The organism is Flavobacterium sp. 123, assembly GCF_003634825.1.
In the GTDB taxonomy this organism is placed as follows: Bacteria; Bacteroidota; Bacteroidia; order Flavobacteriales; family Flavobacteriaceae; genus Flavobacterium.
Genome location: NZ_RBXD01000001.1, coordinates 2,589,264 through 2,612,838 on the forward strand (window position 1 = coordinate 2,589,264; position 23,575 = coordinate 2,612,838).

Sequence of the window (23,575 nt, forward strand, 5' to 3'; positions counted from 1 at the left end):
ACACAGCTTTTAAAAACATGCATAATTTCCAACTGACTATGTTAAATCCTTTGCAATTAAAGCAATTATCCCAATCTTTGGAGGGAACACTTTTATATGATGAACTTCATAAAACCATATATTCAACTGACGCTTCTGTCTATAAAATAAAACCACAAGCTGTAGCATTACCAAAAACGGTTGATGATATCTGTAAACTTATTGAGTTTGCCAATACAAATAAAATCTCCATAACGCCAAGAACCGCAGGAACTTCCTTAGCTGGGCAAACGGTTGGTAGTGGGATTATTGTAGATGTTTCTAAACATTTTACAAAAATAGTTTCTTTTGATGCTGATAAAAAAACAGTAACCGTACAACCGGGTGTTATTCGGGATGAATTAAATTTATTTTTGAAGCCACATGGTTTGTTTTTTGGACCTAATACATCAACTACTAATCGATGTATGATAGGAGGGATGGTCGGTAATAATTCATCTGGAACAACTTCGATTCGGTATGGAGTTACGAGAGATAAAATTGTCGAAATTAAAGCGATTTTGAGTGATGGATCTCCAGTTGTTTTTAAGGAACTTTCCACAGCAGAATTTTTAGAAAAAACTAAAGGAGATTCTCTTGAAAGTAAAATTTACAAAACTATTTATGATGAACTTTCGGTTGTTGAAAATCAAAATGAAATTATAAAAGAGTTTCCTAAGCCTGAAATTCACAGGCGAAATACAGGATATGCGATTGATTTATTATTGAAGTCTGAATTGTTTTCGGGTACTGAAAAAACGATTAATCTTGGTAAACTACTTTGCGGAAGTGAAGGGACATTAGCATTTACAACAGAAATTACACTAAAAGTAGATGATTTGCCTCCTGCCAATAATGTTATGGTAGTAGCTCATTTTCATACTATAAAAGAAAGTTTAGAAGCGGTAGTTACCGCAATGAAACATCATTTGTACACTTGTGAGATGATGGATGATACTATTTTAAATTGTACCAAAACAAATAGGGAACAAGCAAAAAACAGGTTTTTTATACAAGGTGATCCAAAAGCTGTTATTATGCTGGAAGTTGCCTCTCATTCTAAGGAAGATGCAGAGCGACAAGCAGATGATTTGATTGCAGATCTTGAGAAAAATAATTTTGGTTATGCCTTGCCTAAAATTTACGGTTCCGATATTGATAAAATAAATGATTTGCGTAAAGCAGGTTTAGGACTTTTAGGAAGCATTGTAGGCGATGATAAAGCCGCAGATTCTATTGAAGATACAGCGGTTGAATTGCATGATTTGCCTAATTATATCGAAGAATTTGCAGCAATGATGAGCAAATACAATCAGGAAGCAATCTATTATGCGCATGCAGGTGCTGGGGAAATCCATTTAAGGCCTGTTTTGAATTTAAAGAAAAAAGAAGATTTAAAACTTTTCAGAATCATTGCCACCGAAGTAGCGGTTTTAGTTAAAAAATACCGTGGTTCCTTAAGTGGTGAGCATGGTGATGGAATTGTTCGTGGTGAATTTCTTCCTTTTATGATCGGGGAAACCAATTATAATTTATTGAAACGAATAAAAAACGCTTTCGATCCTAATGCCATTTTGAATAAAGGTAAAATTATCGATACTCCTAAAATGGATGAAAATCTTAGAATGGTAGCGGGTAGGGTTGAACCAGAGATTCAAACCATTCAGGATTTCTCAGATAGTATGGGGATTTTGCGTGCAGCTGAAAAATGTAATGGTTCGGGAGATTGTAGAAAAATGCCTTCGGCTGGCGGTACTTTATGTCCAAGTTATAGAGCTACAAGAAACGAAAAAGATACCACCCGTGCTCGTGCTAATGCTTTGAGAGAATACCTGACCAATTCTGATAAAGAGAATAAATTTGATTATGAGGAATTGTATAAAGTTTTTGAATTGTGTGTGAGTTGCAAAGCTTGTGCTAGCGAATGTCCTAGTAATGTAGATGTTGCGTCTTTGAAAGCAGAATTCTTATATCAATATCAAAAAGCGAATGGATTTTCGTTGCGTAATAAAATATTTGCATTCAATGCCAAATTAAATAATCTAGGAAGCATCACGCCAAAGCTTACTAATTATATGGTTAATCTGCCTTTTGTAAAAAATAAAATGGGAATTGCTTCTAAGCGACAAGTTCCGCTTTTGGCTCCAAAAACATTTAGAAAGTGGCATGAGAAAAATGTCAATTCAATCCAAAACGGTTCTTTTCCGAATGGAAAAATATATTTGTTTTGCGATGAATTTACTAACTTTTACGATGTTTCAGTTGGAATTGATGCTTTCGAATTGCTAACAAAATTAGGATATGAAGTTCTGATTATCGATCATGAAGAAAGTGGAAGATCATTTATATCTAAAGGGTTTTTAGAACAAGCAAAGGCTATTGCAACTATAAATGTTGACATTTTTTCTTCTATTATTACGGATGATTGTCCTTTAGTTGGAATTGAGCCATCAGCAATATTGACTTTTAGAGATGAGTACCTTCGACTAGCAGATGATAAAGAAAGCGCGCAAAGTATATCTAAAAATGTATTTACAATCGAGGAGTTTTTCAAAAAAGAAATCACTTTAGGAAGAATTACTTCAGACCAATTTTCGGATGTAAAAAAAGAAATTAAAATTCACGGACATTGTCATCAAAAATCACTGAGTTCTGTTGAAGCTACATTTTCGATGCTAAATCTACCTAAAAACAATTCAGTAACCATTTATAATTCAGGATGTTGTGGAATGGCTGGTTCTTTTGGTTATGAAAAAGAGCATTATGATATTAGTATGCAAATGGGGGAAGATACTTTGTTTCCTAAGATTAGAGCTACTGAACAAACGGTTGCAATTGCTGCTGCAGGAACAAGTTGTCGTCATCAGATTTATGATGGAACAAATAGAGAAGCACTTCATCCAGTTACAATCTTGAAAAGTTGTCTGAAGTAAGTTTTAAAAAAAAGAAACCAATTGATTTTAACTATTTCTTATTGTTGAATAATTTTAGCAGCAATTTATTTTTTATTTGGTTTAAAATTATATTTTTGACTTTTTTACATGGTAATAAAAAAAATGCTCATCGGATTACGGTAAAGTAAATTTCTTTTATATATTTGGTTTTTAATAAATTTACATTGTTTAGTAGATAAACAGTAAAATTTGCAGAATATTAATTTTTAACGATAAAATTTACAATATGGCATTCAAAAGTTTATTCAGGAAAAAGACCGTACAAGACATCTTAAAACAAGTCGAAAAAAACAATACGGATGGACATGAAGCTTTAGGGAAGCATTTGACTGCTCGTGATTTGACCGCTTTTGGTATTGCAGCAATTGTTGGTGCAGGTATTTTTAGTACTATCGGTAAAGCTAGTGCGGACGGAGGACCAGCTGTTATTTTTCTATTTTTGTTTACTGCTATTGCTTGTAGTTTTGCTGCTTTTGCGTATGCTGAATTTGCTTCAATGGTGCCTGTTTCAGGAAGCGCTTATACCTATTCCTATGTAGCTTTTGGTGAAATTATTGCCTGGATAATAGGATGGGCACTTATTATGGAATATGCGGTTGGTAATATAACTGTAGCAATTTCGTGGAGTGATTATTTTACAGGATTACTTGAAAGTGGAGGTATTAGTTTGCCTCAATGGGTACAAATGGATTATTTAACTGCTTCAAACGGATTTAAAGATGCTACCGCCTTAATGCAAGGAGGGAAATTATATGAAAATTTGAGTCCAGCTTTACAAAATGCATATGTAGCATGGACTAGTTCACCAGTACTTGGCTCTTTCCACTTTGTTGCTGATCTACCTGCATTATTAATAATTATTTTGATTACAGCATTGGTTTACAGAGGAATGAAAGAATCTCGTAATGCCAGTAATATGATGGTTATCGTTAAATTATGTATTGTTCTTTTGGTTATTGCTGTTGGTATTGGATATGTTGATACAGCTAATTGGCATCCTTTTGCGCCAAATGGAGTATCTGGAGTTTTGAAAGGAGTTTCAGCTGTATTCTTTGCTTATATTGGTTTTGATGCGATTTCAACAACCGCTGAAGAATGTAAAGATCCACAACGAGATTTGCCAAAAGGAATGATGTGGGCTATTATTATATGTACGCTTTTATATATTGCTATTGCATTAGTCCTTACGGGAATGGTTAGTTATAATGAATTGAATGTTGGAGATCCATTAGCTTTTGTTTTTGATAAATTGAATTTAAAATGGATGTCAGGAATTATTGCGGTAAGTGCAGTCGTGGCTATGGCGAGTGTGTTGTTAGTTTTTCAAATGGGTCAGCCTCGTATTTGGATGAGTATGAGTCGTGATGGATTATTACCAAAACGTTTTTCTAAAGTGCATCCAAAATTCAAAACTCCTTCATATGCAACTATTGTAACTGGTTTTGTTGTGGCAGTTCCTGCTTTGTTTTTGAATTTAACAATGGTTACGGATTTATGTAGTATTGGAACTTTGTTTGCCTTTGTATTAGTTTGTGCAGGAGTATTGGCTTTGCAAAATAGAACTGATATTCCTCGTGGAAAATTCAAGACTCCTTATGTAAATTCTAAATACATTATGCCTATTTTGGTTTTAATAGGATTGGTATTTGCTTTTGGATACAATAAAAAAGCAACTATGGATTTCATTACTAATGAAACTCAAATTAATAATTCGTCCACTATTATTACTTCTTTAAATAAGGAAGAAACTAAAAAAGTGTATGATTATTTAGTAACTGTAGATGCTAAAAATGCTACAGTTTACACTCCTGATTTAGAAGTTTTATTGAATCAGTACCAACAAGATGATGTGAAATATGCTTCGGTAATTGCAGGAATGCCTATTTCAGATACTATAAAATATGAAAAAGGTTTTGACTTGTTCAAACATAAAATACCAATGTGGATTTTCTTATTCGTTTTGGTTGGATTAATGGTTTGGTCTTTCAAAGAAAATTTATCTTTAATTCCGCTTTTAGGTTTAATTTGCTGTTTGTATATGATGGCTGAATTAAGTGTTTGGAATTGGATCTACTTTGGTGTTTGGCTACTGATAGGATTGGTTATATATTTTAGCTTTAGTCGAAAAAACAGTAAACTAAGATTAGAATAATTATATATTTTAAAATTCAAAAAGCCGATTCTGAAATTAGAATCGGCTTTTTTTATGCGAGAAGAAAGAGGAATAAGGAAAGATATTCGATAATATTTGCTGAAATTAGGAAAACAACATCATTTTCGTAACAAAAAACCTTAAACTTTGAACTTTAAACAAAACTTAATTCCTTAATTTTGCAACACTAAAATAAAAAACATACACTATGAGTTCATTTGACGTAGTCATTATAGGTTCCGGTCCAGGCGGATATGTATCAGCCATTCGTTGTGCACAACTGGGTTTTAAAACAGCAATTATTGAAAAATATTCTACTCTTGGCGGAACTTGCCTTAACGTAGGTTGTATTCCTTCAAAAGCATTATTATCATCTTCACACCATTATGCTGAAATAGCACATTTTGCAGACCACGGAATTGAACTTTCTGGTGAAGTAAAAGTGAATTTAGAAAAAATGATTGCTCGTAAACAAGCGGTTGTAGATCAAACTTCAGGAGGAATCAATTACTTAATGGATAAAAATAAAGTAACTGTATTTAATGGTTTAGGTTCATTTGTAGATGCAACACACGTAGCTATCGCTAAAGCAGATGGAAGTTCTGAAACTATTGAAGCGGCAACTATTATTATTGCAACAGGTTCAAAACCATCTTCTTTGCCTTTTATCAAAATTGATAAAGAAAGAATCATCACTTCAACAGAAGCTTTGGCTCTTAAAGAAGTTCCAAAACACCTTGTTATTATTGGTGGTGGTGTAATTGGAATTGAATTAGGTCAAGTATATTTACGATTAGGAGCACAAGTTTCTGTAGTAGAATTTATGGACAGAATTATTCCAGGAATGGATGGTGCGCTTTCTAAAGAGTTGACCAAAGTATTGAAAAAACAGGGTATGAAATTCTATGTTTCACACAAAGTGAAATCAGTAGAAAGAAATGGAGATGCGGTTGTTGTTCAAGCTGAAAATGCAAAAGGAGAAACAATTACTTTAGAAGGAGATTATTCATTAGTTTCTGTAGGTCGTCGTCCTTACACGGATGGATTGAATGCAGATAAAGCAGGTGTGAAAATTTCAGATAGAGGACAAGTAGAAGTAAACGATCATTTGCAAACTAACGTTCCAAATATTTATGCCATTGGTGATGTAGTTCGTGGCGCAATGTTAGCTCACAAAGCGGAAGAAGAAGGAACAATGGTTGCTGAAATTATTGCAGGACAAAAACCACATATCGATTATAATTTAATTCCAGGTGTTGTTTATACTTGGCCAGAAGTGGCTGCAGTAGGACAAACAGAAGAGCAATTGAAAGCTTCGGGAGCTGAATATAAAGTAGGAAGTTTTCCTTTCAAAGCTTTAGGTCGTGCGCGTGCTAGTGGAGATTTAGATGGATTTGTGAAAATTCTAGCGGATGCAAAAACGGATGAAGTTTTAGGAATTCATATGATTGGAGCTAGAACTGCAGATTTAATTGCAGAAGCTGTAACCGCTATGGAATTCAAAGCATCAGCTGAGGATATTTCAAGAATGTCACATGCGCATCCAACATTTGCTGAAGCAATAAAAGAAGCCGCTTTGGCAGCTACAGATAATAGAGCTTTGCATGTTTAATTAGTAAACTATGTATAAACAAAAAACCCGCTATTAAGCGGGTTTTTTATTTATAATGTATTTTTTATTTAGCAACAAATAAGCTTTTGTAATTATCCCAATGTGTGAAAATTAAAAATATGTTTCCTAAAAACACAAACAATGCGAGAGGTAAGTTTTCAGGGGTTAGAAAAAAGTTAATCAATAAGATGTTTATTGTCACTGGAAAAATAGCAATATTTGCTAAGGTTACATAACGTCCGGAAAGGAACGATAATCCACAAAGTAATTCCACAGATTTTGCTAATGGAATTAAATACGTAGAAGCTACAATTCCAATTTGGAAAGCTTTAAAGTTTCCTGTAGTTACTGGTTCTGGCATTAAGTTAAAAAAATAGCTGACAGAAGTAAAAATAAAAAGCAGACCAATCAATGTCCGAATAATAATGATAGCGATTTTCATGATATATAGTTTTTTATTGGTTAAATAACTAAAATATTATAATCTGGCACATCACTTTCATCATCAAATTATGGATCATTAATGCCTATAAAATCAGTATTTCAATTGTTTTAGAGGCTTATTTTTTTAGCCCAATTTTAATATGATTTGTTTTTATGATATAAAGATAATTAATTTTTTAAAACGAAATAGATAGTTTTTTAACAGTTTTGATTTTATTTTTGTAAATATTTTATATAATAATTAAATTCATAGCTTGAAATTATGAAATTACCTACAATTTTGTTTTTTTTAAATAATCATTTATTTTAGAATACACTTGCTTTTTTTGATACTCTTTCTTTGAAGGATTTTTTTTATTGTAATTTTGAAATCTAAAAAAAATAGTCTTTGAGAGTTTCCATTTTTAAACAAATATCAAATCCAATCCTCTTTAAGCAACAGCTTTTGCAGTGGGCACAACAATTTAGAGAAGTCGTTTTTATGGATAGTAATGAATATCCCCAAGAACATTCTAGTTATGATTGTTTACTGGCGGTTGATGCTTTTACTTCTATAAAAACGGATTACCACAATGCTTTTGAAGATTTAAAACAATACCAACAAGTAACTAAAGATTGGCTCTTTGGGTATTTAGCCTATGATTTAAAAAATGACAGTGAACAGTTGCAGTCTCGTAATTTTGATGGATTGCATTTTCCTGATTTGTTTTTCTTCCAACCCAAAAAAATATTTTTATTAAAAGGGAATCAACTTGAAATTCAATATCTCAATATGTGTGAGGAGGAATCTGAGGAGGATTATAATGAAATCATTCAAAGCCAAAAACCAAAATCTGCCGACCATCATAGTGTGAAAATTCAGCAACGAATTTCGAAAGAAGAATATCTTTCAAAAGTGAATAATATGTTAGACTATATTCATCGTGGTGATATTTATGAAGCTAATTTTTGCATGGAATTTTTTGCCGAAAATGCAGTGATTAATCCATTAGAGAAATTTCAAAAACTGAATGAAATTTCACAACCTCCTTTTGCGGTTTTTTTTAAAAACAACAAGCACTTTCTGCTTTCAGCAACTCCTGAACGTTATTTAAGAAAAGAAGGCGAAACCTTGATTTCACAACCTATAAAAGGTACCGCTAAACGTTTTGTGGATGCTGTTGAAGACGAAAAGTCAAAACAGCAATTAGCTTCAGATCCGAAAGAACGTGCTGAAAACATTATGATTACGGACCTAGTTAGGAATGATTTATCGCGTACTGCACAGAAAGGTTCTGTTCATGTGGATGAGTTGTGCGGAATTTATTCTTTTTTGCAAGTACACCAAATGATTTCAACGATATCATCAAAATTAGATCCAAAATATTCCTTAGTTGATGCTTTAAAATTAACTTTTCCTATGGGAAGCATGACTGGTGCTCCAAAGATTTCTGTAATGAAAATTATAGATGATTTAGAGGAAACAAAACGCGGCTTATATAGCGGTGCGATTGGTTATTTTACTCCCGAAGCTGATTTTGATTTTAATGTGGTTATCCGAAGTATTTTATACAATCAGGAGAACCAGTATCTTTCATTTTCTGTAGGAAGTGCAATTACTTCATTGTCAATACCTGAAAACGAATATGAGGAATGTTTATTAAAAGCAAAGGCCATGCTTGAAGTTTTAGAATAATTTTAGACACCTTTTTTGAATCAGTATCATTTCAATTATTTTTTGTTAAAGTATTGTTTAACTAATACCTTCTAAATGTAATATTACATTTTTAATCTTTATTTTTGGTACATGCTAGAAAAACTTAAAAATCATATTGTTCGTAATTTTTCCTTTTTGGAACAAAAAAAACTATTCCTAGCAGTTAGTGGAGGTTTAGATAGTATGGTTTTACTGCATCTTTTTCAGCAATTGGATTATGAAATAGCTGTTTTACATTGCAATTTTCAATTGCGAGGTTTAGAAAGTTTTGATGATCAAAATTTTGTTGCAGAATATACAAATACAAATCAGATTCCTTTTTTATTAACTCAATTTGACACTTCGGCTTTTGCCAAAGATTACAAACTTTCTACTCAGGTTGCAGCCCGTGAGTTACGTTATAGTTGGTTTTATGAACAATTAGACGAACATAAATTTGATTATATTTTGACAGCTCATCATGCTGATGACGACTTGGAGACTTTTTTGATAAATCTTTCTAGAGGCACTGGATTAGATGGTTTGACAGGGATTCCTGCGCAAAATGATAAAATTATTCGTCCTTTATTGCCTTTTTCAAGACAAGAAATAGAGAATTATGCAAAGGAAAATACTATTGAATGGAGGGAAGATAGTAGTAATGCTTCAGATAAATATGTGAGGAATAAAATTCGGCATCATTTGGTCCCAATTTTAAAAGAATTGAATTTTGAGTTCATTTCCTCTTTTCGTAAAACACAAAACTATTTGCAAGAAGCACAGGCTATGGTCGAAGATGCATCAATAATGGTGTACCAGCAAGTGGCAAAACAAGAGGAAGAGGACATTTATTTTGATTTAAAAAAACTGCTTCAATTGCCTAATTACAAATCGTATTTGTATCAATGGTTGAAAGAGTTTGGTTTTACCGCTTGGGATGATATTTATGATTTAGTTGAAGGGCAATCTGGTAAACAAGTTTTTTCGGCTGAATTTAGACTCTTGAAAGATAGAAGTTTTATGATTTTAAGTCCCTTTAATTTGGTTTCAGAAAACGAAGAATATTATATAAATCAAAATCAAGATAAAATTAATGTTCCCTTAAATCTCTCTTTTTCTAAAGTTACGGATATCAGTATAGATTCAAATACCGCTATATTTGTTGACGAAGATAAATTGAAGTTCCCATTGGTTTTGCGCCATTGGATGGAAGGCGATGTTTTTCAGCCTTTTGGAATGCAAGGGAAATCAAAAAAAATCAGCAAACTTTTTAAAGATGAAAAGTTATCCTTAATTGACAAGGAGAATGCTTGGATTATATGTTCTGATAACCAAATTGTTTGGGTTGTGGGAATCAGACAGGATGAGCGTTTTAAAATAGATACAACAACAAAAAACATGCTTAAAATACAAATAGAATAATGAGAAAAATTATTTTTTTATTGGTTGTTTTTTTGGCTTTCGCCAAAGGAAATTCTCAAATTTTAGATCCTGTAAAATGGACGACTAAGATTGAAAAAAAATCAGATCGCAATTATGTACTTATTTTTAATGGAGTTATAGAATCTGGCTGGCACATGTATTCTCAATTTACTCCAGATGGTGGGCCACTACCATTAGAAGTAATTTTTAAAAATCAAAAAGGGAATTTTGATTTGGTTGGCAAAGCCAAAGAAAGTAGGACAACAACTGCATATAATGATGTTTTTGAAGTAAATGAAACTTTTTTTGAAAAGAAAGCCCAGATTCAACAAGAGATTAAAATTGTAAATCCAAAAGTTTCAAAAGTAGAAGTAGACTTGAATTATCAGGTTTGTAAAGAAGCTTGTATTAATCTCGATAAAAAATTCACATTCGTAATTCCAACAGAAAAAGTAGCGGAGGTTGCACCATTAGAAGTTGATTCTTCTAAAATTGATACAACAGTTGCAAAACCTTTGGTAACAGAAATAAAAACTCAGAATACAGTAAGTTCAACGGTTGAAAAACGTAAACCGCAATCTCAGAGAGGGTTGTGGTCAATCTTTTTTATCGCATTTTTATCAGGATTTGCAGCTTTGCTTACCCCTTGTGTTTTTCCGATGATTCCGATGACCGTAAGTTTTTTTACAAAACAAAGCAAAACAAAAGTGGCAGGAGTTAGAAATGCTATAATTTATGGTGTTTCAATTATTGTAATATATGTTTTATTGGGAGTTTTAGTAACTTGGATTTTTGGTGCAGATGCGCTAAATGCCTTGTCAACTAATGTTTATTTCAATATTATATTCTTTATTTTATTAGTTGTTTTTGCAACTTCTTTTTTAGGAGCTTTCGAAATTATGTTACCAAATTCATGGGCTAATAAAGTAGATAATCAAGCAGATCGAGGAGGAATAATCGGAATTTTATTTATGGCATTGGCTCTAGCTATTGTCTCGTTTTCTTGTACTGGGCCAATTGTAGGAACGCTTTTAGTAGAAGCAGCATCAAAAGGCGGAATTGCACCTATAATTGGGATGTTAGGATTTTCATTGGCATTAGCCTTACCATTTATGTTGTTTGCAATGTTCCCAGGATGGTTGCATTCGTTACCAAAATCAGGTGGCTGGTTGAATACGGTAAAAGTAGTTTTAGGTTTTCTAGAATTAGCTTTAGCGTTTAAATTTTTATCAAATGCAGATTTAGTTTTGCAATTGCATTTACTGGAAAGAGAAGTATTTTTAGCTATTTGGATTGCGATTTTTGGAGCCTTAGCATTGTATTTGTTTGGAAAAATCACATTGCCACACGATAGCCCTTTGCAACATATTTCTGTTGGGAGATTATTAATGGGATTGCTGGTTTTAATGTTTACTGTTTATTTAATACCAGGACTTTGGGGAGCTCCGTTAAAATTAATTAATGCTTTTCCGCCTCCGATAGAATATAGCGAAAGTCCTCTAGGTTTTGGAGGAGCTGGTGGGGATTCTAACACAGCAATTAATTTACCTGCTGGTGCAAAAAGTGGTCCTCATCGATTAGTAGTTTTTAATGATTATGAGCAAGGTTTGGCTTACGCCAAAAGTGTAAACAAGCCAATAATGCTAGATTTTACGGGGCATGCTTGTGTAAATTGCAGAAAAATGGAAAACAATGTTTGGTCAGACCAAAGGATTTTAAATATATTAAAAAACGAAGTGGTGCTAATTTCTTTATATGTAGATGAAGACATTGATTTGCCAAAAAACGAACAATTTATTTCTAAAACTACAGGTTCAGAAATCGTAACAGTGGGGGATAAGTGGACCGATTTTATGATTTCAAAGTACAAAACAAACACGCAACCTTTGTATGTTTTAACTGATTTAGAAGAAAATAGTTTGAATACAGAAAAACCAACAATAAGCTATGTAGGTGTTGATGAATATGAATCTTGGTTAAAAAATGGCATTTCGAAGTTTAGAAAATAACTTTTAGTCAAATTAATTTTAGGATTTAAACCTGCTCAATTTGTTGAGCAGGTTTTTTTATTGTTTTAAAAATAGCAATACGTTAAATTTTTTGAATTTTGGTTTTTTATAATTACTTATAATTTAAAATAAATGCAGTTAAAAGTTTATTTTATTCCTTTTAACGAGAATGTATTAAAAAGTCTGTTAATGTATTTTTAATTATTTAATTTGGCTTATAATCATTTATAAAATAAGTCATTGTGTGATTTTTCGTTTGTTTTAAAAAGTAAATAAAAAAATATTTTTTTTAAAAATAAAGCGAAAAATACTAGCGCTTTAATTTTAAATTATAAGTAATTGTAATTGATTCCTAATCTTAATTTTTATCCTATGAAAAGAGCTTTACCCACAGCCAAATCAGGATTTTTAGCAACATTTTTTTGTATTGCTAATTTATTTTTTGCTAGTGTTGTTTTTGGACAAACTAGTGTGATTACAGATAAAGGTGATTACGCACCTGGTTCCACCGCTATTATTACTGGTTCTGGATTTCAGGCAGGTGAAATAGTAGAATTACATGTTGAACACGCTGATGGTGATCCATTAGGGATTGACCCTACGTATCACGAGCCATGGTATGTAACTGCAGATAGTACGGGTAATTTTACTACTTCATGGTACGTACCTTCTATAGTGGAAGGCGATGCATATGGAGCAACTTTATTACTGACAGCTCATGGAAATATGGGTTCAGAGGCGAGTTGGATATTTACGGATTCAGGAAATTTTGTTTATTCTACAACTAATGGTAAATCTAATTCTGTATCAATTATACCTGGAGCTACAGATAGCTCTACATTAAGTGTTGACGTGAATGCTCCAAAAAATAATGGAACTTTTAATGCAAGTTTAAGTTTTACTACTCAATCTGGGACTACAATAGGAATAGGTGTGGGAGCAGGACTAATTAATTTAACAAGTATATTAAATTCATTTGTAACAGGCGGTTCTAATGGACCTGATGTTACCCAAATATTTCCTGTTACGGTTATTGTAGGTGCTAGTGTGCCAAATGGGATTTATAAATTTAAAGCAATAGCTACTTCGAGCACCGGTACTCCAACCAATAATAAAGAATGGCTATTTGAAGTTGTAGTAGGTAACACAATTGGATCTATTGGAATTGTTACTGTAGGATCTCAATCTGGAGTTTCAGTTTATGGAACTGCGAGTACACCTTCATTTAGTATCACATCACTTAGAGGAAGCAATGGAAATGTTAATGGAACTTATAGCGTATCGGGTTTGCCTTCTGTTGTTGCATCTAGTTTTTCTCCATCAGCAACATTTACAGCCAATGGATCAGCGCCATTTCCTGGAGTAACTTTAAACCTTACTGTTCCAGCAAGTCTAAATGCAGGATCTTATAATTTTACAGTTTCATTAAGTGATGGTAGTAGTACATCTACTGCTAATGGAATATTAACAGTAACCAAAGCTTCAATTACTGTTGTCAATACAAATCGTTCCAAAGTATATGGCGAAACATTAACTGATGCAGATTATAGCGGAAGTATCACGGGTGTTGTAGCAGATGATGATATAATAGTTACTCGTGCCAGCATAGGAGGTATAGCAACAGCTACGGTTGCAGGTTCAACCTATTCAATTGTAGGAACTTTGGTTGATCCAAATGGCAGATTAGCAAATTATAATGTAACTAATCCTAATGGAATATTAACAGTAACCAAAGCTTCAATTACTGTTGTCAATACAAATCGTTCCAAAGTATATGGCGAAACACTAACTGATGCAGATTATAGTGGAAGTATCACGGGTGTTGTAGCAGGCGATGCTATAACAGTAACGAGAGCCAGTACAGGAGGTGTAGCAACAGCAACGGTTGCAGGTTCAACCTATTCAATTGTTGGAACTTTGGTTGATCCAAATGGCAGATTAGCGAATTATGATGTAACTAATCCTAATGGAGAATTAACAGTAACCAAAGCTTCAATTACTGTTGTCAATACAAATCGTTCCAAAGTATATGGCGAAACATTAACTGATGCAGATTATAGTGGAAGTATCACGGGTGTTTTAGCAGATGATGATATAACAGTTACTCGTGCCAGCACAGGAGATGTAGCAACAGCAACGGTTGCAGGTTCAACCTATCCAATTGTAGGAACTTTGGTGGACCCAAATGGCAGATTAGCAAATTATGATGTAACTAATCCTAATGGAATATTAACAGTAACCAAAGCTTCAATTACTGTTGTCAATACAAATCGTTCCAAAGTATATGGCGAAACATTAACTGATGCAGATTATAGCGGAAGTATCACTGGTGTTGTAGCAGACGATGATATAACAGTTACTCGTGCCAGCACAGGAGGTGTAGCAACAGCAACGGTGGCAGGTTCAACCTATTCAATTGTTGGAACTTTGGTTGATCCAAATGGTAGATTAGCGAATTATGAAGTAAGCAATCCTAATGGAGAATTAACAGTAACCAAAGCTTCAATTACTGTTGTCAATACAAATCGTTCCAAAGTATATGGCGAAACATTAACTGATGCAGATTATAGTGGAAGTATCACGGGTGTTTTAGCAGATGATGATATAACAGTTACTCGTGCCAGCACAGGAGATGTAGCAACAGCAACGGTTGCAGGTTCAACCTATCCAATTGTAGGAACTTTGGTGGACCCAAATGGCAGATTAGCAAATTATGATGTAACTAATCCTAATGGAATATTAACAGTAACCAAAGCTTCAATCACAGTGGCTAATACAAACCGTTCCAAAGTATATGGCGAAACATTAACTGATGCAGATTATAGCGGAAGTATCACGGGTGTTGTAGCAGGCGATGCTATAACAGTAACGAGAGCCAGCACAGGAGGTGTAGCAACAGCAACGGTGGTGGGTTCAACCTATCCAATTGTTGGAACTTTGGTGGACCCAAATGGCAGATTAGCAAATTATGATGTAACTAATCCTAATGGAGAATTAACAGTAACCAAAGCTTCAATTACTGTTGTCAATACAAATCGTTCCAAAGTATATGGCGAAACACTAACTGATGCAGATTATAGTGGAAGTATCACGGGTGTTGTAGCAGGCGATGCTATAACAGTAACGAGAGCCAGTACAGGCAGTGTAGCAACGGCAACGGTTGCAGGTTCAACCTATTCAATTGTAGGAACTTTGGTTGATCCAAATGGCAGATTAGCAAATTATGAAGTAACTAATCCTAATGGAGAATTAACAGTAACCAAAGCTTCAATTACTGTTGTCAATACAAATCGTTCCAAAGTATATGGCGAAACACTAACTGATGCAGATTATAGCGGAAGTATCACTGGTGTTGTAGCAGGCGATGCTATAACAGTAACGAGAGCCAGCACAGGCGGCGTAGCAACAGCAACGGTTGCAGGTTCAACCTATTCAATTATAGGAACTTTGGTGGATCCAAATGGCAGATTAGCAAATTATGATGTAACTAATCCTAATGGAGAATTAACAGTAACCAAAGCTTCAATTACTGTTGTCAATACAAATCGTTCCAAAGTATATGGCGAAACATTAACTGATGCAGATTATAGCGGAAGTATCACTGGTGTTGTAGCAGACGATGATATAACAGTTACTCGTGCCAGCACAGGAGGTGTAGCAACAGCAACGGTGGCAGGTTCAACCTATTCAATTGTTGGAACCTTGGTTGATCCAAATGGTAGATTAGCGAATTATGAAGTAAGCAATCCTAATGGAATATTAACAGTAACCAAAGCAGTTTTAACTGTAACGGCAGATGATCAAACTCGTCAATATAGTGATGCAAATCCTGAATTAACGGTAACAATTGTAGGTTTTGTGAATGATGATAATGAAGACGATTTAACGACAGTACCTACAGCAAGTACTTTAGCGAATGCTTCTAGTCCAGTTGGGACATATCCAATTATTGCATCTGGTGGAGTAGGTGACAACTATTCATTTGTTTATTTTTCGGGGAATCTTACTGTTGTTGAAGAAGATGCCTGTGCTTATTATACGGGAGCTCTATTTGCTTCAACAGCAAATGCTACTAGTTCGAATGCTACAATTACCTTAGCAGCTACGATTAAGGAGTTGACTGATTCAAGCGCTGGAAATATAACAAATGCGAAAGTTTACTTTATGATTGATGAATTACAAAAAATTCTTGGGCCATTTACTCCTGGAATAGTTACATCAGGAGATAATACAGTTGGAACAGTCGTTTATAATTGGTTGGTTGATATTGGAAACAGTAATTCCTTAAGTTATAATGTTCGCGTTATTGTGGAAGGTTATTATTCAGGTACTTGTGGTGATGTTCGATCAGTAGTTACTGTTTCTAAACCACTTGATGATTTTATTACGGGTGGAGGGTATTTGCAACTTACAAGTTCATCAGGTATTAAAGCGGGAGATGTTGGTGCAAAAAACAACTTTGGTTTTAACGTAAAATTCAACAAAAGTAAAACCAACTTGCAGGGTAATATTAATACGATTGTACGAAGAACGGAATCAGATGGATTAGTACATATTTACCAAATAAAAGGTAATTCTATGACTTCTTTATCAGTTCAACCAGCTTCTAATTCGAATCCACCAACAGCAACTTTTAATGGTAAAGCTAACATTCAGGATATAACAAACCCATTGGCTCCAATATCAGTTGAAGGAAATGCAACATTGCAAGTTACAATGGTTGATAACGGAGAACCTGGAGCAAAATCTGACCCGATGGATAGGATTTCTATTACTGTTTGGAACAAATCTGGGGGCTTGTGGTTCGCAAGCAATTGGAATGGTTTAAAAACGATAGATCAAAATATCGCTAAGGGTAATTTAAAAGTTCGTAGTAGTGGTTCTTTTGTAAGTGGAACAGCACTGACAAATGCATCTCTTAATTCATCATCGGTGTTCTCAACTCTTGGGCAATCAGTTACGTTTACGTCTGTAGTAACTGGTTCAGGAACGAGTATTCCTTCAGGGACAATTACATTCATTGATTATAGTACTAATACAACTTTAGCAAAAGTATCTTTAAATAAAGGAATTGCAACTTATAGTACGTCATCTCTTATATTAGGGGAACATGAGATTTATGCGTATTACGGAGGAGATAGTAAGTATTCTAGCAGTGCGAATTCATTGACACAAACAGTAAATGCTCCTCTAGCTGGCCGAACTATTTTAGCGACTTCTACCAAAAAAGATGTTTTAAGGCTTACTGAACCGACCTCTTTCGATGTGAAAATTTACCCTAATCCAGCCCAATATCAATTTACATTAGAGATGGAAGGCGGAAACTCTGAAAAAACAGAAGCGGTTATTTATGATTTATTGGGTAGAATGGTGAAACATATTGAAAATAATGATGTGCAACCTATCAATTTTGGTGAAGAGTTACCAGCAGGAACTTATATTGTAACTGTTCGTCAGGGGGAGAATCAAAAAACGATTAAATTGATCAAGCAATAAATCTTATTTTATAAGTTATACATAAAAAAAAACTCCATTTCAAATTTAATTGAAATGGAGTTTTTTTATGTAATAGTTTAAATATGTAATAGTTTAAATATGTTGAAGTTAAGTTTTTGTAGAATAGAGATTATTTAAACATGAATGTTGGTATTAGAATGATTTTTAAAGTGATAATTACAAGTTTTATAGCTATATATGTCTCAATTATTTGAGTGCTAAAATGGATAGTGAGCAGTAATAAAAGGCAATAATCTAAGTATAAAACAAAAAAAAACACTCTAAAAACTAATTTTTAGAGTGTTTTTAAATTTATTTTAAAGAAAGGTCTACAAATATTCTCCGTGTTGAGAAATATCTAATCCTAATTCTTCTTTATCTTCACTAACTCTTAGAGGAGTAATTTTATTTACAATAAAGAATAGTGCATAAGAACCGCAGAATGCAAAGATTGAAACTAATACAAGAGCTTTCAATTGGATTAAAAATAAAGTAGCATCACCAAAAATTAAACCTTGATTATCACCTACAATTGCGTTTACAGATTTTGAAGCAAATACACCAGTTAAAAGCATACCAACCATACCGCCTACACCGTGACAAGCAAATACATCTAAAGCGTCATCAATTTTTCCTTTAGGGAATTTACTAACTACTAGGTTACTTACAATACTAGCAATAATACCAATTGTAATTGCGTGAGGAATACTTACGAAACCAGCAGCAGGAGTAATAGCAACTAGACCAACAACCGCACCAATACAAGCACCCATAGCAGATAATTTATGTCCTAAAATTTTATCAAGGAATACCCAAGCCATTGCAGCAGCAGCAGCAGCAACTGTAGTAGTTCCTAATGCTTGTGCAGCAAGTCCACTAGCACCTACAGCAGATCCAGCGTTGAAACCAAACCATCCAAACCATAACAAACCTGTACCTAATAACACATAAGTAATACGAGCAGGGTTAACTTTTTGAACTTTTCTTTTTCCTAAGAACATTGCTCCAGCAAGAGCAGCCCAACCAGCACTCATGTGTACCACTGTACCACCAGCGAAGTCTAATACTCCCATTTTAAAGAATAATCCATCAGGATGCCAAGTCATGTGACATAATGGAGCGTATATTAATAATATGAATAATGTCATGAATAACAAATAAGCCCAGAAACGAATACGTTCTGCAAAAGCTCCAGTTATTAATGCAGGTGTGATAATTGCAAATTTTGCTTGAAAGAAAGCAAATAAAATAAATGGAATAGTTGGTGCTAATTCCCAAGCAGTCCCTGAGTTTACACCTTGAAAAAATAAATTAGATGAAGGATCTCCAATGAATCCACCAATTGATGGTCCAAAACATAATCCAAATCCAATTACAACCCATAGTACAGTAACAATTACCATGGCCATAAAACTTTGTAACATTGTACTAATTACATTCTTTTTTCCAACCATACCTCCGTAAAAGAAGCCAAGTCCTGGAGTCATTATCAATACAAGAGCGGAAGCAACTATCATCCAAGCGGTGTCTCCAGTATCTAATTTTAAGGCAACAACGTGTGCACCTAGAGTTGCTGAATCAACAACAAAATAATTTGAAAAAAATGATAATACCAAAATTGTGATCAATATCACACTTAAAATAATCTTTCGCATAGTTTTAGTTTTTAGTTTTTAATTTCGATAAAAGTATAAAATCATTTCAAACCCCCATTAAAAATCACAAATAAAAATTAATTTTTGTCATATTTGTATTTTACCCCCCTTATTTTTACGGGGTGAACTTTAAAATAATACTATAATTTGTAATTTATTAATGTGCTTTTTCTAAAAATGGTCATTTTTAATTGTGTTTGTTGAGTTTCTTTATTGATTCTATTGGTCAATTAAAATTAATAATAAAAATAATTAGTTGGTTTGTCTATTTTTCTGAATTAGTCTAAATGTCTTTATTTTTCTTTGTTTTGGATTTAATGTTTTTTGATAATTAATAATTTAACAAGATAAATACCATAATTTAATGCATTTGTATTGATTTTTAATTTACATTTAAAAAAACAATTTTATATGTTGGTTAAAGTTTATGGTAGTGCCGTTTTTGGAGTTGAAGCAACTACCGTTACGGTTGAAGTTAATATAGATAAAGGAATTGGATACCATTTAGTTGGTTTGCCTGATAATGCGATTAAAGAAAGTAGTTACCGAATTGCTGCAGCCATGAAGAATAATGGATATGCAATGCCAGGTAAAAAAATCACCATCAATATGGCTCCAGCTGATTTGCGTAAAGAAGGATCTGCTTATGATTTAACATTAGCAATGGGGATTTTAGTGGCTTCTGGCCAAATTAAATCAAATGAAATAGACCAATATATTATTATGGGTGAACTTTCTCTTGATGGGAGTTTACAGCCTATTCGTGGTGCTTTGCCTATTGCTATAAAAGCGAAAGAAGAAGGTTTTAAAGGTTTTTTTCTTCCAAAACAAAACGTAAAAGAAGCAGCAATAGTTTTAGGATTGGATGTTTATGGTATTGAAAACATCAAGGATATTATAGATTTCATGGAAGGTAACGGTTCAATAGAACCAACCATAATTGACACTCGAGCTGAGTTTTATAAAACATTAGATTTTCCAGAATTTGATTTTTCCGATGTAAAAGGTCAGGAAAGTATTAAAAGATGTATGGAAATTGCTGCTGCGGGTGGTCATAATATTATATTAATAGGTCCGCCAGGAGCTGGTAAAACAATGCTTGCAAAACGTTTACCCAGTATTTTGCCTCCAATGACTTTGAGAGAAGCACTTGAAACAACTAAAATTCATAGTGTCGCCGGAAAACTAAAAGAAGTTGGTTTGATGAATCAGCGACCATTTAGAAGTCCTCATCATACAATATCTAATGTAGCTTTAGTAGGAGGAGGGAGTTATCCCCAGCCAGGTGAAATTTCTATGGCGCATAATGGCGTTTTGTTTTTAGACGAATTGCCAGAATTCAAACGTGATGTTTTAGAAGTAATGCGTCAGCCATTAGAGGATCGAGAAGTTACAATTTCTAGAGCTAAATTTACTGTAACATATCCCTCGTCTTTTATGCTTGTTGCAAGTATGAATCCGAGTCCGAGTGGTTTTTTTAACGATCCTGATTCGCCTCAAACGTCCTCTCCTCATGAAATGCAACGGTATTTAAGTAAAATATCCGGACCTTTACTAGACCGAATTGACATACATATTGAAGTAACACCTGTTCCTTTTGAAAAACTTTCAGATAATCAAAAAGCAGAAAGCAGCGTAGCAATTAGAAAACGAGTGACTTCGGCTCGTGAAATTCAAACCAGCCGTTTCGAACAAATGGAAAACATACATTATAATGCACAAATGAATTCCAAGCAAATTAGAGAATATTGTGTCCTTAATGAAGAGTCTAAACTATTACTAAAAACAGCTATGGAACGATTAAATCTTTCAGCAAGGGCGTATGACAGGATTCTTAAAGTATCTAGAACTATTGCAGATTTAGAAGCCGCACTAGATGTTAATTCCTCTCATATTGCAGAAGCTATTCAGTATAGAAGTTTAGATCGTGATGGTTGGTTGGGGTGATTTTTGCTTATTGCTAGTTTGTAATGTAGCATTCCTTCTACTAGTCTCGTCTACACGAGTACCAGTTTTATTTATTATCAATTATTCGGTTTCGTAACTTCATAAATGGTTTTTCAATTAAGAGATTTACTAAATATGCTCCAATAGTACAAGTTACAATGCAGATAAGTACTATTAAATTACTTTCGACTTTTGTGTTTTCTAATAAATGTTGCGTTATGTGAATTATTCCTTTGTGTGTTAAGTAAATAGTAAATGATAATGTTGCTATAAATGTTGTTGTTTTTGATTTTAATTTAAAAAGAAAACTATTTGGACTTATTGCACCAATTACTAAAAATCCGTAACCAATTGCAATTAAAGGAAAACCAAAAATAGAAGCATAAAATGTTTGCTGTTCATAACACACGAAATAGGCACAAGTTAAAATTATTAAGCTCAATATTATATTCAGATTTCCAAATTTTGATAATTTGTTCCAAAAATCTGGAAGAAACTGATAAATTCCAGCGATTGAAACTCCAACTAAAAGTCCGTCAAGTCTATTATAAGTTGGATAATAAATAAACTTGTACCAATATAACCAAGAGTTTTCATCGTTTATTTTTGGAATGTAAAAATTGTTCCAGCTATAAATCCTGATTGCAAAACCAAAAATAAATAGAAACACTAATAACCAATACGATTTCTTAAAAAGATTTTTAGTTTGTAATACAATTAAGATAATAGGCAAGAAAAAGTAAAAGTGTTCTTCCACACATAAAGACCATGCGTGAGAAAAAGTCCCATAATCTTTTAAGTTTGTTCCAAAGTTTTGAGTAAAAGTCAAAAATTTCCAAATTGCGGGTAAACTTTCCTTTTCTCTAAAAATGGGAAAAATAAAATAAATTCCAACAACTACTATATAAGCTGGAATAATTCTAAAAAATCTTTTTAAAAAGAATTCTTTGTATGAAATATTTTTTTCTTGTTTGATTTTCAAAAATAATTGAGATGAAATTAAAAAACCACTTAACACAAAAAATAAATCAACTCCTGTCCAGCCAAATCTTGCATAATCAGGTAACCATTTTGGTTCTCCACCACTTAATATGAAATAATGAAAAAAGAAAACTAACAAAATTGCCAATGCTCTTAAATGATCTAATCCGTTAAATTTTTCTGTTTTTATATTATCTGAAACCACAATAATTTATTTTTCTCTCTTTAAGTTTTCTGTTCTATCTCTGTAGCTCAAAAGTGGATACTAAATGATAAATTGGCACTACTCTGCTTTGTAAAGCTACCCAATTTTGGTTTGCTTTGCGCTATTAATTATTTTTTTGTTGTAAGTCAGCAAACGTATTGCCTTATTTAATATCACCTGATTTAAAGCCTTTGTTTAAACATTCTTTTCCGTTGTTGCTAGTCTTCGGCCAGTTCCAGTGGGGCTTAAACCTCAATTTCGTCAAACGGCTTTCGTGGGTTTTTTTTTTATTTTTCTGCTTTTATTTTATAAATATTTTTCCAAGTAATTAATAACAATAATAGTACACTAAAAGTCCAAATTGAAACTAATTTTGGTGAGCCTAAAATCCAATATTCACTTAGTATTTCTTTGCTTAATAATGTGTTCAGTACTACTAAAATAATTAAGATATATAAAATAGTAGGAATCAATAAGAAAAGTAAAAACCACCCAATTTTATTTTTATTTTCTATTATTTTATATGCTTTTATTAATGGAAAAAGCGTCAATAATAAAATTCCAATTAATCCAATAATCCAAGCTAATGTATGATTGTTTAGAAGTTTATTTAATACCGTAATTTCATCCCCAATTCCTAATATAGCATTTAGTATTCTTGCAAATGGTAGAGAGGCAAATAGTAATGAAAATCCTAAAATTTTCTTATTCTCAGATTCGTTTTTCTTAATCATTAAATAACCTACCCATATTATAATGAATGTGAAAACTGGACCAGCAACTGTTGCCCATATAGCAAAAGGATTATTACAACTTTCGCAAATCCCCCAATTGTTAAAATCTCGTAAACCCCAACATCCGCATATTATTCTACCAACAGTTGTATGCACAATTTCGTGAGCTTCCCCAAGTACAAATGTCAACGCCATAAAAGCAATTATAAATTTAAAATTAAGTTTTATTTTCATTTTTTTTAGTTTTCTATTTTGTTCAGCTAAAATGATG

12 protein-coding genes are annotated in these 23,575 nt (G+C 33.1%); 8 read left to right on the plus strand and 4 right to left on the minus strand.

The features are described 5' to 3' along the window. Positions 1-38: 38 nt before the first annotated feature. The 3 genes from C8C88_RS11420 (at position 39) to lpdA (ending at position 6,736) form a co-directional block, all read left to right on the plus strand. Entirely contained in the window at positions 39-2,951 is a 2,913-nt protein-coding gene (locus tag C8C88_RS11420; protein WP_121338655.1) for an FAD-binding and (Fe-S)-binding domain-containing protein, read from the plus strand. Between the two features lie 247 nt (positions 2,952-3,198). Then, on the plus strand, positions 3,199-5,124 hold the full coding sequence (locus C8C88_RS11425) for an amino acid permease (RefSeq protein WP_121338246.1): 1,926 nt from the start codon (positions 3,199-3,201) through the stop codon (positions 5,122-5,124). 208 nt (positions 5,125-5,332) lie between these two features. Further along, positions 5,333-6,736: a dihydrolipoyl dehydrogenase gene (gene lpdA, locus C8C88_RS11430; RefSeq protein WP_121338247.1), complete on the plus strand. Its 1,404-nt coding sequence runs from the start codon at positions 5,333-5,335 to the stop codon at positions 6,734-6,736. A 64-nt stretch (positions 6,737-6,800) separates the two neighbouring features. On the opposite strand, the gene C8C88_RS11435 is transcribed toward lpdA, so the two are convergent. After that, positions 6,801-7,178, minus strand: a complete 378-nt coding sequence (locus tag C8C88_RS11435) for a DoxX family membrane protein (protein WP_121338248.1) — start codon at positions 7,176-7,178, stop codon at positions 6,801-6,803. 390 nt (positions 7,179-7,568) lie between these two features. Between C8C88_RS11435 and C8C88_RS11440 the strand changes: the two genes are divergently transcribed. The 4 genes from C8C88_RS11440 (at position 7,569) to C8C88_RS11455 (ending at position 17,782) form a co-directional block, all read left to right on the plus strand. Then, on the plus strand, positions 7,569-8,855 hold the full coding sequence (locus C8C88_RS11440) for an anthranilate synthase component I family protein (RefSeq protein ID WP_121338249.1): 1,287 nt from the start codon (positions 7,569-7,571) through the stop codon (positions 8,853-8,855). A 111-nt stretch (positions 8,856-8,966) separates the two neighbouring features. Continuing rightward, complete coding sequence (gene tilS, locus C8C88_RS11445) at positions 8,967-10,277, plus strand: tRNA lysidine(34) synthetase TilS (protein ID WP_121338250.1); 1,311 nt, start codon at positions 8,967-8,969, stop codon at positions 10,275-10,277. Next, positions 10,277-12,286, plus strand: coding sequence for a protein-disulfide reductase DsbD (locus tag C8C88_RS11450; RefSeq protein ID WP_121338251.1), 2,010 nt, complete (start codon positions 10,277-10,279; stop codon positions 12,284-12,286). Before tilS ends, C8C88_RS11450 begins: the two co-directional genes overlap by 1 nt. A 372-nt stretch (positions 12,287-12,658) precedes the next feature. Further along, positions 12,659-17,782 carry an MBG domain-containing protein gene (locus C8C88_RS11455; protein WP_121338252.1) on the plus strand — a complete coding sequence of 1,708 codons (5,124 nt, stop codon included), beginning with the start codon at positions 12,659-12,661 and terminating at the stop codon, positions 17,780-17,782. A gap of 329 nt (positions 17,783-18,111) precedes the next feature. On the opposite strand, the gene C8C88_RS11460 is transcribed toward C8C88_RS11455, so the two are convergent. Next, entirely contained in the window at positions 18,112-19,437 is a 1,326-nt protein-coding gene (locus C8C88_RS11460) for an ammonium transporter (RefSeq protein ID WP_121338253.1), read from the minus strand. A 411-nt stretch (positions 19,438-19,848) separates the two neighbouring features. On the opposite strand from C8C88_RS11460, the gene C8C88_RS11465 reads away from it, so the two are divergent. Further along, positions 19,849-21,384 (plus strand): YifB family Mg chelatase-like AAA ATPase, encoded by a 1,536-nt coding sequence (locus C8C88_RS11465; protein ID WP_121338254.1) that lies wholly within the window; start codon positions 19,849-19,851, stop codon positions 21,382-21,384. 67 nt (positions 21,385-21,451) lie between these two features. Here C8C88_RS11465 and C8C88_RS11470 read toward each other — a convergent pair whose 3' ends face one another. Together C8C88_RS11470 and C8C88_RS11475 are read right to left on the minus strand one after the other, a co-directional pair. Then, the gene (locus C8C88_RS11470) at positions 21,452-22,570 is read right to left on the minus strand and encodes an acyltransferase (RefSeq protein WP_121338255.1); all 1,119 of its coding nucleotides are present in this window, start codon (positions 22,568-22,570) and stop codon (positions 21,452-21,454) included. Between the two features lie 287 nt (positions 22,571-22,857). Next, a complete protein-coding gene (locus C8C88_RS11475; RefSeq protein WP_121338256.1) occupies positions 22,858-23,538 on the minus strand; it encodes a hypothetical protein in 681 nt (226 codons plus the stop codon). Positions 23,539-23,575 lie beyond the last annotated feature (37 nt).

Coding starts and splice junctions, on each gene's coding strand:
- C8C88_RS11425 (WP_121338246.1), top strand. CDS start 3,199: ATGGCATTCAAAAGTTTATTCAGGAAAAAGACCGTACAAGACATCTTA.
- C8C88_RS11465 (WP_121338254.1), top strand. CDS start 19,849: ATGTTGGTTAAAGTTTATGGTAGTGCCGTTTTTGGAGTTGAAGCAACT.
- C8C88_RS11475 (WP_121338256.1), bottom strand. CDS start 23,538: ATGAAAATAAAACTTAATTTTAAATTTATAATTGCTTTTATGGCGTTG.
- C8C88_RS11420 (WP_121338655.1), top strand. CDS start 39: ATGTTAAATCCTTTGCAATTAAAGCAATTATCCCAATCTTTGGAGGGA.
- tilS (WP_121338250.1), top strand. CDS start 8,967: ATGCTAGAAAAACTTAAAAATCATATTGTTCGTAATTTTTCCTTTTTG.
- C8C88_RS11435 (WP_121338248.1), bottom strand. CDS start 7,178: ATGAAAATCGCTATCATTATTATTCGGACATTGATTGGTCTGCTTTTT.
- C8C88_RS11455 (WP_121338252.1), top strand. CDS start 12,659: ATGAAAAGAGCTTTACCCACAGCCAAATCAGGATTTTTAGCAACATTT.
- lpdA (WP_121338247.1), top strand. CDS start 5,333: ATGAGTTCATTTGACGTAGTCATTATAGGTTCCGGTCCAGGCGGATAT.
- C8C88_RS11460 (WP_121338253.1), bottom strand. CDS start 19,437: ATGCGAAAGATTATTTTAAGTGTGATATTGATCACAATTTTGGTATTA.
- C8C88_RS11450 (WP_121338251.1), top strand. CDS start 10,277: ATGAGAAAAATTATTTTTTTATTGGTTGTTTTTTTGGCTTTCGCCAAA.